Origin of the sequence: Fontibacillus phaseoli, assembly GCF_003337355.1 — a bacterium.
Lineage (GTDB): Bacteria > Bacillota > Bacilli > Paenibacillales > Paenibacillaceae > Fontibacillus > Fontibacillus phaseoli.
Genome location: NZ_QPJW01000001.1, coordinates 477,652 through 490,245, shown reverse-complemented (window position 1 = coordinate 490,245; position 12,594 = coordinate 477,652). Strand labels below are relative to the sequence as shown.

The following is a 12,594-nucleotide window of genomic DNA, read 5'->3' as shown; positions in this document are numbered from 1 at the left end:
CCGGGACTTTCTGTCATGTTGTCACTCATCTTACCGCTCCTCTCCCATCTTCACGGCCTGATGAACACGCAGCCGTCTAATTTGCCAGAAGAGCAGCCCGGCTCCCATGATCAGCATGACCAGCACGACCACATACAGCTTCATCGTATCCGAAGAGTTAAATATGATGCGGAACGGTGGTACTTGGGTCGTCACGTTGTCCGTCGTTTGCAAAAACGGAAGGTACAATTTGCCGGCGACTTTCCCGATGACGATCCCTAGAATAATGGATAGCCCCGCAGTCAAGATCTGCTCCGTCAGGAGCATGAAGGTCAATTGCTTCCGGGATAAACCCATTGCGCGGAGAATCCCGAATTGCACGACTCTGCCTGAGAGATTAAAGAACCAGTACAAAACATAGCCAATCAACGAAACGATGACCGAAACGATGAATCCAAGGCTAAGGATCCCGAATACGCCGCCCCGGGTCGGGTGTTTGCTTTGAGCTGCCAACTCGCTGCGGACATCCTTGACGGAATACAAGTCGATTCCTCGCTCGCTCAATTTCGTAACAAGCGGAGCCACCTTCGCGTCCGGTTTCATTTTCAGCCAGACTTCGTAAGGAACGAGCGGCGATTGATCGTAAATATAATCCAGATTCGCAATAATAAACGGCTTCTCGTCAGGATACTGGCTAGGCCAGTACGGCAAGATGCCATAAACTGCAAATTCCAGCGAAGCTTCCCCTAAAGAGACCGTGAACACATCCCCGGTCTTGAGTTTATATTTTTCCGCCATATTAGACGGCACCAGGGCCGCGCTCTCGTTCATCCCTAACAAATTCAAATACTGATAAGGATGCGCCGGGAACAAATCGTTCCGGAACCAGGCAACCTTGGAAAAATCAATGTTGTCGATCCCCATCAGATTACCCTGTCCCGCCGAGCGGCCGGAAATAATAATATTGCCTTTGGTTTGCAGCACGCGTGCGGCATGTTCCACGCCTTCAAGCTTACGAAACACCTCAAACGGCGGCTCCGAGTAGATCAATTTGGTAGGCTGCTGCCCGCCGCCTTGACCGCCACCCTGTCCTCCGCCACCGCCTTGGCCGCCACCCTGGCCTCCTCCGGAGCCTCCTTGGCCGCCGGAACCTCCCTGTCCCGTACCCCCTTGCTTAGGCTTTTTGGACATCTCGGGAGTAGCTTCCCACACGGTTTGCATGACTACATCAGCCCCGTATTTATACAGTGTACGTTCCGTCGAGTTCAGATCGATCGTCCGGGCAGCAGAGGCATTGTAAACCCCGAGTCCCAATGTCAGAACCAGAAGGATCATTAACGGATAGTAGGAAGATGCCGAACGCGACAATTGCGTTAAGCTCAAATAATACGGTACCGGCAGCCATTTCTTCCCGATCCAGCCAATCAGCTTAAGGATCCACGGAAACACGCGCAAGAAAAACAAGCCGATCGAAAAAATGGCCAGGGCCGGCACGAAAAACAGAAACGGCTGCACCTGCAGCTCATCCGTGGTCATCCCAGTCTGGAACGTAAGCATTTGACGTTCATAGAACAAGTAATAACCGTAACCCGCTATGCCCATCAGCACGATATCGATGAACCAGCGTTGCCAACCCGGGCGTTGGTCGGAACGGGCCTGCTTCTGCTTCGCGTTAACAATCGAGGCGCGCGCATAGGATATCGCCGGCAGCAAGGTCGCAAGGATCGCGATAATGACAGCCGCGGCACCCAAAAGAAAAGCATCCGTATTAAATCCAACCGGAATGGACTTCCGATTGACGAAAGCCAGGAACCCGTCGGCGGAGCCGATGCTCTTCGACATGAACCATCCGAGCAATGGTCCGGCTACCAAGGAGATAACCCCCAGAATCAAACCCTCAAGCAGATAGATGAATATAATTTGCTTTGTGGAAGCCCCCCTGCTTCGCAGAACGGCAATATCGCTCTGTTGTTTGTCAAGCGACTGGCGGGCGTTCATAACGATGAAATAGAACACCATGGCGATCATCGGTGCCGCCAGCGTAAACAACAGCGTCTGCATTTGCAGACTTTGCTTCCGGAAATCGTTCAGCAGGCTGCCGAACGAAATATCCAATTTCGTATCCTTCAGCTTTTGATACAGCTCGATATTCAGCCGATCCAGCGTGCTTGATAACGAGTTGAGCTGGCTGGTCTTGATTTCGCGCAGATCGAATGCATAATACCAGCTGGAATTGTGCAAAGGAATGTGCAATTGCTTCAAAAGCCCGTCGTCAAATACCGATTCATTGACATAAAAAGTATTCATCATGCCTTCCAGGCCTTGATACCAATAAGCATCGGTATCGTCCAGCGGCTGAAATGCTCCGACGATTTTCACTTTCAGTGTGACGTCCACGCCGCTGTATACCGGATATTCCATTACGTCACCGATATGCAAGTCCTGGCGGTACATCGCTTCTTCCAGCATCATCGCTTCAATCATGGTTCCGTCGGCTTTGTCCGAGAACAATTGACCTCCTGTCACGGAGACATGATCCTTCAGACCGCTCATAGAGGAGACGCTCATCGATCTCGTCCGGCTGGCGTCAACTTTGGTAGGATCTTCAGGATAAACCTCCGTTCCGCGAATGGAACGGGTATTTACATAGCTTTGATGAGGAAAACCAATCTCTTTCGGTACGTCATCAACAATATATTGATTCACTGCTTCAAGTCCGGCCAGATCCGTTTTGGCTCCTCCCGGCGCTTGATAGCTCATCACGAGAGAGCCGGCGGGCAAGCCTTCGCTCTCCGCTTTCAACGTACTGGATACGACCCGTTTCAGCGCGCCGTCCGAATACATCGGAATGCTGACCGTAAACGAAACCGCAACGATCAGACCGAGCAAGGTGCTGAGCGTCAGCCATTTGGTGTTCCACATTTTGCGGAACAATAACCGTAATAAAGGAACACCCATTAGCGACCCACTACTTTCTGCCCCGGCGAAAGCCCTTTAAGGATTTCAACGTCCGTCGAGGTTTGCAGACCAACCTCCACATCGGCTTCGCGCTTCGTTCCGTCCTCTTCAATGACCTGCACATAAGTACGCGATCCAATGGAACGGAGAGCGGAGATCGGAATCAACACGGCGTTTTCTTTCCGCTGGGTCACGATGGATACGCTGAGCTGGCGTCCGCGTTCAATATCCTTCGGCCATTTATCCAGCGACACGATCAAATACTTGTCGATCGAGTCTTTTTCCGGAGGAGTACCCGTTCCATTGCCTCCGCTGTTTCCGTTATCGGAAGAACTCGTTGCCACCGGCATCACTTTCACCTTGCCGTCAAACGTTCCCGCTGCATTAATATCTACTTTTGCCTTCATGCCGACGGAAATTTTCTCCAGATCTTCTTTGGCAAAAGAAGCCGCTACAACGAGGGAAGAAGTATCCGAAATAATGCCGAGCGATTCATAGGCCTTCACGGTACCGCCCTTTTGGGCGCTCATGGATACAATCGTTCCTGCAAACGGCGCCTTCAGCGTGCCATCGGCGATTTTTTGCTCCAGATCGACCAGTTCCTGCTGCTGTTCCTCAAACACTATGGATGCTTTATCAAAATCAATCTCGCTCATTTCATCCTTTGTGCGCAGCGTTTCTTTCATAGTAAGTTCCTGCTGACGAAAATCGAGGCGCTTCTTGCGCAGATCCATCTGCAATTTCTTCACGTCGAGAACTATGAGGACATCGCCTTGGGCGACTTTGTCCCCGGCTTTGACCTTGACCTCTTTAATATGAAGCCCCTCTTCCGTAAAATAAAGCGGCTCCTCCCGCTGACTCATCATCTTTCCTACGGCGCTTACGGTAAGCTCGATCGTCTCCGAACGCACTTCGTAATCCGGTTTCTTCGAGATGGTAGGCGGCGTAATGACCGGCAGAACCTCTTCCTCATCTTCGTTCGGAAGCAAGCCGCAGCCTGTCGTTGCAACGATAGCTAAGCATAAAGTTAACAAGCCCAGACTCCGCTTAATCCCCCTTTTTTTACCCGATAAATTTTCCATCCACCATTTCGTAAACATGGTCTGCTACCTCCAGGATTGTAGGATCGTGAGTAGTCATACAAATCGTCATTTGCTCCGTATGTATGATATTTTTGAATACCGCCATGACCTGCGCACCCATTTGGGAATCCAGGTTGGCTGTCGGCTCATCCGCCAATAACAATTTAGGCCGGTGCGCAATCGCTTTGGCAATTGCCACCCGCTGCTGTTCGCCCCCCGAGAGTTCGAACGGGCGGTGGAACATCCGCTTGCCGAGGCCGACAAGCTCCATACAATGGGTTACCCTGCGCTTCCATTCCTGCGGCGGAACTCCGGCCATCCGTAGAGACAGTTCGACATTTTCCCAGGCCGACAACAGCGGCAGTAAAGCGTAAGCCTGAAAAATAAAGCCGATATCATTCCGGCGGAGCAAGGTGCGTTTGTCATCGTTCAATTGATGCAGCGCCTGACCGCGGAACAAAATATCGCCCGACGAAGGCTGGTCCAGCCCTCCCAGCATGTTTAGCAGGGTTGTTTTCCCCGACCCGGATCTCCCCTTCAGCATAACGAGCTGGCCGGGGTTGACCTCCATATTAATGCCTTTCAGTACGTGAATTTCTCCGCCGCCCACGGGAAAAGTACGGTGCACTTCCCTCACGGTCAAAATAGGACCTTTCCCCATTTCCTGTACTTCATTAGGTACACGTTCAGGAAGGGAGACGCCATCCAAAAGTTTTTCTGTTATCGGTTCTGCCTCTGCGGCCCCGGCCTCACCCGCTGCCGCGGTTTCGGAAGGCGCTGCAGCTTCTTCAGGTTGAACTGGTTTGCGAAGCCATCGCATCATCTTGTATCGGTCTCCTAAGTTTCATATTGTTGCTGCCCCAAAACGGTAAGTGCCTGACGAACGCCGCTCTTCAATGCTCCGCCACGTCTTCACGTCTTGCATTATAAACGAAAATTCATACCAAAAAGTTACAAGAAATTTTACGATATTGATATTTTTATTTCCATAATTTTAACACTGATGGAATCTAGTATTTTTGTTAGTATTACGAGGATTGCTATTATATATGGAAAAGAGGGGAGCGTTATTAAACCGGTAAAGACAGCCCTTCTCATACTTGCCTTACTAACATCGGCGATCATTCAGCCGAAAACATATGTTTCCGGTAAGGAATTGCCTTTTAGAGATATTGAGTCAAGCTATGCCAGAGAAGCTATTGTTAGGTTAAATAGCAAACAGATTATGAACGGGACTTCGGACTATCTGTTTTCACCGGCCAAGCCGATTACCCGTGCGGAATTTGTCATTACCATGAATCGCATGCTGGGACTGGAATCCGTTGCTTCGTCGGTTCCCTCCTATAAGGATGTCCGTAAAAACCATTGGTTTTATTCCGGAGTCCAAGCGCAGACCGAACTGGGGTTGACCGAAGGTAAAGGGGATGGCGCTTTTGAGCCGTTTCAAGCTGTAACAAGGCAGGAAGCGGCGGTATGGATAATTCGAATTTTAAATGAGCGGACCGGAGGAACCGGACCTATTGCTGAATATCAAGATGATTCCTCGATCGCCGTTTGGGCTCGCCCCTACGTTTCGGCTATAACCGATCTCGGCCTCATGAAAGGGAGTTCAGGCCGGTTTAACCCGAACCGGTCTTTGACAAGGCAAGAGACCGCGGTCATTCTGGACCGTCTTCTGCAGAACAGCACCTGGTCGCGCAAGCTCTCAGCGAAAGCTGCTCCCGGCATCCAGATGGGATGGCAATTCGGCCAAACCGATGAACAGTATAAACAGTCGGTCCTGAAATCGAATGTGAATGTGCTCTCACCAAGATGGTTTTTCTTAAATGAGGACGGGAGTGTTTCGGATCACAGCGACCCGACCCTGGCGACTTGGGCCAAACAGAAAGGGAAACAGGTATGGGCATTGTTCGGCAACCGTTTAAATCAGGAAAACACACAATTGCTGTTATCGTCCCAAGAGAAAACCGCCGCGGCGATTGCCAAGATCAAAAACCTTGCCGTGAAGAATGGAATTCACGGGATTAATCTAGACTTTGAAAATGTAGCACCATCCGACCGCAAAAAGTTTACTGCATTTGTTACTGAACTTGCGCGTCAGTTGCATGCAAACAAAATGAAGTTGTCGGTTGACGTATCACCGGATCTCAAAACCGATTGGACGGAAGGCTTTGATTATGCCGCGTTGGGAAAAAGTGCGGACTACATCGTCTTGATGGGTTATGACGAGCATTGGTCCGGCGGAAAGGCAGGCTCCGTCTCCTCCTTGCCCTGGGTTCAATACGGACTGGATACTCTGCTGAAAGAGGTCCCAGCCTCCAAGGTCCTTTTGGGCCTTCCTTTGTACGTGCGGGATTGGGAAATCGACAACAAAGGAAACACCTTAATATCCGAAGACTTGACTTTGGCGGAACAAATTAAACGCCTTAACCGTGTAGGCGCCAAACCGGAATGGAACTACGATCTCGCTCAATACACGGCAACCTACTATTCCGCTACCGCTCACCGGATCTGGATGGAAGAATCCCGCTCCCTGTCGGAAAAATACGGGATGGCAAAGAACCGGAACATCGCAGGTTTCGCTTATTGGCATATCGGAGGAGAGACGCCGGAGATTTGGCCCGCCTTACGCAACGCAGAGAAGTACTCGGCGGTAAAATCGCAATAATTTTCACAAATAATGGAACAAGCCCGCAGAGCGTTACTCCTGCGGGCTTGTCATTTATCAACGGAGTCGGATCACTTCCCAAACGAACCTGGGTCCTCTCTCCATGACTTCAATAAAGCCAAATCATCCGGTTTGATCTCACCGCGCTCGATGGCAACGTCGATCAAAGCGGTGTAGTTGGACAACGATTGCAGCGGGATCCCAGCTTCTTCAAATCCTTGAACCGCTTTGTCCAACTGGTAGCTGAAAATCGCCAGCACGGCCAAAGGCTCGCCGCCCGCCTCGCGGACGGCCTGGGCCGCCTTGATTGAGCTGCCGCCCGTCGAGATCAAATCCTCGATGACGATCACCTTTTGCCCCGGCTTGATCAGCCCTTCGATTTGATTTTCTTTGCCATGGCCTTTAGCCTTATCGCGGATATAAGCCATCGGTAGTCCCAGCTTCTGTGAGACAAACGCAGCATGAGGAATGCCCGCTGTAGCCGTGCCGGCGATCACCTCGGTGTCCGGGTAGGCTCCACGGATAACCTCCGCAAAAGAATCGGCAATCAAATCCCGAATATCCGGATAGGACATCGTCAACCGGTTATCGCAATAAATCGGCGATTTGATGCCGGAGGTCCATGTAAACGGCTGATGCGGGCGAAGCGCCACCGCACCGATATCCAATAAGCGCCCTGCTACTTCATTAGCGATCTTGTCTGTGTTGATCATGCCTTCATCATCTCCTCAATGATTAATTCAGCAGCCTTGCGCGGCTGGGGTGAGGTAGTAATCGGGCGGCCGACAACGATATAGTCCGTTCCCTGCCGCATCGCTTCCTCCGGAGTTAATGTACGGGATTGGTCGCCCGCGCTGCTCCCCTCCGGGCGGATTCCCGGCGTGACCGTGATGAATGACGTCCCGCATCGGCCCTTGATCGCCTGTACTTCCAACGGAGAAGCAACGACGCCGTCAAGACCCGCTTCCTGGGTCAAGGCCGCATAGGACAGAACGGACTGCTCAACATTGCCCGGAATTCCAATTTCCCGGTTCAACATCTCCTGATTCGTACTGGTCAACTGAGTGACTCCGATCAGGATCGGCTTTCTCAGCGAAGATTCGCTGTCCAGAGCCGACAGTACGCCTTCTTTGGCCGCGGCCATCATCTTCAGTCCGCCTGATGCATGCACATTAAACATATCGACGCCAAGCCGGGTCAGGCTGTCCGCCCCGCCTTTTACCGTATTGGGGATGTCGTGCAGTTTCAGATCCAGAAAAACCGAGTATCCCTTGGCTTTCAACTCCTTCACAAAATCGGGCCCCGCGGTATAGTAAAGCTGCATTCCCACCTTCATATAGCATGGGATTCCCTCCAGGTCTTGAATCAGATTCCGGGCTTGTTCCGCCGATGGATAATCCAACGCAACCATCAGCCGGCCTGCGGCCTGTTCATACAAAAACGCCATTACCTCTCCTCCTGTTCATACTTGCGGCTCCGAAGCCGTAAGAGCATCCGGAGCCGCTTATTAACTTTAATGATTACTCTATTACAGCGAAGGCATTGCCTGGGAGGAGAAGTTGATCGTCTCCAGCATGTTCAGCAAGGCGCGCACCGTATCCAGCGAGGTCATGCACACAATCCCGTTCTCTACCGCTTCCCTGCGGATCCGGAAGCCATCGCGCTCCGGCTCCTTGCCTTTGGTCAGCGTGTTGATCACGAAGTGCGCCTCCCCATTGCGGATCAGATCCAGAATATTCGGTACGCCCTCGGTCAGCTTGTGTACGGTGGTGACATGGATACCCGCTTCAATCAAAGCAGCAGCCGTTCCTTCGGTAGCAATGATCTTGTAGCCCAGGTTGTAGAAACCACGCAGCAGTTCTACGGCTTCCTGCTTATCTTTATCCGCAACCGTAGCGATGATAGCGCCCGTGGACGGGATTTTCATGCCTGCTCCGATCAAGCCTTTATACAACGCTTTGGCATACTGTGGATCCCGGCCCATCACTTCGCCGGTAGATTTCATTTCCGGTCCGAGCGTAGGCTCGACGCGGCGGAGCTTGGCGAAGGAGAATACCGGCACTTTCACCGATACCTGTTGACTTTCCGGCCACAATCCATCTTCGTAACCCAGCTCTTTCAGCTTCGTGCCGAGGATAGCTTTCGTGGCCACATTGGCCATCGGAATGTTCGTTACTTTGCTTAAGAAAGGAACCGTCCGTGAGGAACGCGGATTTACCTCGATCACATACACTTCGTTTTTGTAAATGACGAACTGGATGTTAACCAGGCCGACCGTTTTAAGTTCTTTGGCGATTTTTATGGTGATATCTACGATTTTCTCCTTCAGATCAGCAGAAAGGTACTGAGGCGGATACACGGCAATCGAATCTCCCGAGTGAACCCCGGCCCGTTCGACATGTTCCATGATGCCCGGGATGAGCACTGTTTCACCGTCGCAAATCGCATCGACTTCAACCTCTTTACCGAGCATGTAGCGGTCGATGAGGACCGGATGCTCCGGATTGATGTTGACGGCCTCCTTCATATATTTCAGGAGTTCATTATCGGAGTAGACGATTTCCATCGCCCGTCCGCCAAGGACATAGGATGGCCGTACCAGTACCGGGTAGCCGAGCGACTGCGCCGTACCTACCGCTTCGTCCACCGTAGTCACCGTGCTGCCCTTCGGCTGGGCGATATTCAGTCTGGAAAGAAGCGCCTCGAACTTCTTGCGATCCTCCGCCTCGTCGATGCTTTCCAGCGAGGTGCCGAGGATACGTACTCCGGCAGCTTGCAATGGCGCCGCCAGGTTGATGGCCGTCTGGCCGCCGAACTGGACGATGACGCCGACCGGATTCTCTTGCTCGATGACGTTCATGACGTCTTCGAAGAAAAGCGGTTCAAAATACAAGCGGTCTGATGTATTAAAGTCCGTCGACACCGTCTCCGGATTATTGTTGATGATAACGGCCTCGTAGCCGGCCTTCTGGATCGCCCATACCGCATGTACGGTGGAATAATCGAATTCGATCCCCTGGCCGATCCGGATCGGACCGGAGCCCAGCACGACGATCTTTTCCTTTTCCGTTTGGATGACTTCATTTTCCGTCTCATACGTGGAGTAGTAGTAAGGCGTTGAAGCTTCAAACTCCGCCGCGCACGTGTCTACCATTTTGTAAACCGGACGTAGGTCTCTCTCCTTGCGGAACAGCGTGACGCTTTGCTCGGTCAGGTGCGTGCTTCCCTTTTTACCTACGCTCCGTAGCTCAGCAATCGCCCGATCCGTAAAACCGAGGCGTTTTGCTTCATACAGCGTTTCGTAAGTCAGTTCCGCTTCGGCCGCGATTTTGGTCTCGAATTGGACCAAACCTTCGATTTTGTCCAGGAACCACCAGTCGATCTGCGTCAGGTCCTGGATTTGCTGCAGGCTGTAGCCGCGGCGGAAAGCTTCGGCCACCAGGAACAGCCGCTCGTCGTCCGCCTTGATCAAACGCTGATCCAACGCTTCCTTGTCGAGTTGATCCGCACCTTTCAGGTAAAGACGGTGCGTGCCGATCTCCAGCGAACGAACCGCTTTGTGGATCGATTCTTCAAATGTCCGGCCGATAGCCATCACCTCGCCGGTAGCTTTCATTTGCGTTCCCAGCTTGCGGTTAGCGTTAACGAATTTATCGAACGGCCAGCGCGGGATTTTGCTGACGATATAGTCCAGTGTCGGCTCAAAGCAGGCGTAGGTCTGACCAGTTACCGGATTTACGATTTCGTCCAGCGTGTAGCCCATTGCGATCTTGGCTGCCATCTTCGCGATCGGGTAGCCGGTCGCTTTGGAGGCCAATGCCGATGAGCGGCTGACCCGCGGGTTCACCTCGATGACATAGTACTGGAAGCTTTGCGGATCCAGCGCGAACTGCACGTTGCAGCCGCCTTCGATGTTCAAAGCGCGGATGATTTTGAGCGATGCCGAGCGCAGCATTTGATATTCGCGGTCGGACAGCGTTTGACTTGGTGCCACTACGATACTGTCTCCGGTATGTACGCCGACCGGATCAAAATTCTCCATATTGCAGACGACGATGCAGTTGTCGTTCGCATCGCGCATAACTTCATATTCGACTTCCTTCATACCGGCGATCGACTTCTCGATCAGGCACTGGCCGATCGGGCTGTAACGAATTCCCGAAGCGACGGTTTCTTTCAATTCCTCCACCGTGGCGCAAATGCCGCCGCCGGTTCCGCCGAGCGTATAAGCCGGACGGACGATAACAGGGTAACCGATCTCTTCGGCGAAACTCAGCGCTTCATCCACCGTCGTAATGACCGTGCTCTCCGGCACCGGCTGCTCCAGTTCCTTCATCAGTTCCCGGAATAGATCACGGTCCTCCGCTTTTTCAATCGAGGTAAGCTGCGTTCCGAGCAGCTTCACATTCTCGCGCTCCAGAACCCCTGCGCGAGCCAGCTCAACGGCCATATTAAGCCCGGTTTGACCGCCGAGGGTCGGCAGGAGCCCGTCCGGGCGCTCCTGGCGAATAATTTGCGTGACAAACTCCAGCGTAATCGGTTCGATATATACTTTATCCGCCATATTGGTGTCGGTCATGATCGTAGCCGGGTTACTGTTAATCAGCACCACTTCTACGCCTTCTTCTTTCAGAGCCTGGCAGGCCTGGGTACCGGCGTAGTCGAACTCCGCCGCTTGGCCGATGACGATCGGGCCGGAACCAATGACTAGAATTTTCTTGAGTTCTTTGTTGATCGGCATATTACTGTGCTCCTTTCGCTGCTGCCATGAGTTCGGCTTGACGCGGTTTTTGCGGATGAAGCCGCTTGTGCTCGCGGATCATTTCAATAAAGTGGTCGAAGAGATAGCCATTATCATAAGGTCCAGGCGCCGCTTCCGGATGATATTGCACCGAGAAAGCGGGATGTTTGAGATGCTTGACGCCTTCGACCGTTTTGTCGTTATTGTTGATATGCGTCACTACCAGGTCCGTACCCGCAAGCGATGCTTCATTTACGGTATACCCATGGTTTTGGGACGTGATGTAACAGCGGCCGGTTTCGAGGTCCTTGACCGGATGGTTGCCGCCCCGGTGGCCGAATTTCAGCTTTTCCGTATCGGCGCCGCAGGCCAGGGACAACAGCTGGTGACCGAGGCAAATGCCGAAGATTGGATATTCACCGAGTAACTCGGCGATCGTGTTCACTGCATAAGGCACATCCTTAGGGTCGCCAGGTCCGTTGGAGAGTTGGATGCCATCCGGATGCAGGCGGCGGATTTCTTCGGCGGTCGTGTCATGCGGCACGATAACGACGTCGCAATCGCGCTTGTTCAGTTCGCGGAGAATCCCGCTTTTCGCTCCGAAGTCGACGAGAACAATCCGTTCTTTCGATCCCGGGCTGCTGTATACATTCGGCGTCGATGTCCGGGCAACCTGGTTACGCAGCTCATCGATGCTCGTCGTTGCCATCATATCCTGCAATTCCGCTACCGACTTGGAGGAAGTCGTCAAGATTCCCTTCATCGTCCCGTGCTGGCGGATAATCCGGGTCAGCATACGCGTGTCGATATCGGTAATGCCGGGAATACCGTATTCCTTCAGCAGATCACCCAGATTGTACTGCGCCCGCCAGTTGCTTGGCGTCGGCTCATAACGGCGGACGACGAACCCATGGATCGAAGGGGCGATCGATTCGAAATCGTCTCTCGAAATCCCATAGTTTCCGATTAGCGGATACGTCATCGTCACAATTTGTCCGCAGTAAGAAGGATCAGACAATACTTCCTGGTACCCTGTAATTCCTGTATTAAAAACGACCTCGCCGGTTTTATCGACTTCCGCGCCGAATGATTTCCCGGTAAATAGCGTGCCGTCTTCCAACAATAATCTTGCCTGCATCCTGCAGCACCCCTTTGCGTTAATCTAT

Annotated in this window: 8 protein-coding genes; 1 reads left to right on the top strand and 7 read right to left on the bottom strand. The window is 52.4% G+C overall.

The annotated features are described in order from the left end of the window. Nucleotides 1-30 precede the first annotated feature (30 nt). Genes DFP94_RS02255 through DFP94_RS02245 form a run of 3 tightly spaced genes read right to left on the bottom strand, consistent with a single transcriptional unit; the run spans nucleotide 31 to nucleotide 4,839 of the window. Complete coding sequence (locus DFP94_RS02255) at nucleotides 31-2,937, bottom strand: ABC transporter permease (protein WP_114494811.1); 2,907 nt, start codon at nucleotides 2,935-2,937, stop codon at nucleotides 31-33. Beyond that, on the bottom strand, nucleotides 2,937-4,037 hold the full coding sequence (locus DFP94_RS02250; RefSeq protein WP_114494810.1) for an efflux RND transporter periplasmic adaptor subunit: 1,101 nt from the start codon (nucleotides 4,035-4,037) through the stop codon (nucleotides 2,937-2,939). The genes DFP94_RS02255 and DFP94_RS02250 overlap by 1 nt, the downstream gene beginning before the upstream one ends. Continuing rightward, complete coding sequence (locus DFP94_RS02245) at nucleotides 4,000-4,839, bottom strand: ABC transporter ATP-binding protein (RefSeq protein ID WP_425459237.1); 840 nt, start codon at nucleotides 4,837-4,839, stop codon at nucleotides 4,000-4,002. The genes DFP94_RS02250 and DFP94_RS02245 overlap by 38 nt, the downstream gene beginning before the upstream one ends. Nucleotides 4,840-5,175: 336 nt before the next feature. On the opposite strand from DFP94_RS02245, the gene DFP94_RS02240 reads away from it, so the two are divergent. After that, nucleotides 5,176-6,687 (top strand): S-layer homology domain-containing protein, encoded by a 1,512-nt coding sequence (locus tag DFP94_RS02240; protein ID WP_245954420.1) that lies wholly within the window; start codon nucleotides 5,176-5,178, stop codon nucleotides 6,685-6,687. Between the two features lie 71 nt (nucleotides 6,688-6,758). Here DFP94_RS02240 and pyrE read toward each other — a convergent pair whose 3' ends face one another. The 4 genes from pyrE to DFP94_RS02220 all read right to left on the bottom strand — a co-directional run bounded on the left by pyrE (nucleotide 6,759) and on the right by DFP94_RS02220 (nucleotide 12,566). Beyond that, a complete protein-coding gene (gene pyrE / locus DFP94_RS02235) occupies nucleotides 6,759-7,400 on the bottom strand; it encodes an orotate phosphoribosyltransferase (protein WP_114494808.1) in 642 nt (213 codons plus the stop codon). Beyond that, on the bottom strand, nucleotides 7,397-8,134 hold the full coding sequence (gene pyrF / locus DFP94_RS02230) for an orotidine-5'-phosphate decarboxylase (RefSeq protein ID WP_114494807.1): 738 nt from the start codon (nucleotides 8,132-8,134) through the stop codon (nucleotides 7,397-7,399). Before pyrF ends, pyrE begins: the two co-directional genes overlap by 4 nt. An 81-nt stretch (nucleotides 8,135-8,215) precedes the next feature. Continuing rightward, nucleotides 8,216-11,428 (bottom strand): carbamoyl-phosphate synthase large subunit, encoded by a 3,213-nt coding sequence (gene carB, locus DFP94_RS02225; RefSeq protein WP_114494806.1) that lies wholly within the window; start codon nucleotides 11,426-11,428, stop codon nucleotides 8,216-8,218. A 1-nt stretch (nucleotide 11,429) separates the two neighbouring features. Next, nucleotides 11,430-12,566 carry a carbamoyl phosphate synthase small subunit gene (locus tag DFP94_RS02220; protein WP_114494805.1) on the bottom strand — a complete coding sequence of 379 codons (1,137 nt, stop codon included), beginning with the start codon at nucleotides 12,564-12,566 and terminating at the stop codon, nucleotides 11,430-11,432. Nucleotides 12,567-12,594: the final 28 nt, after the last annotated feature.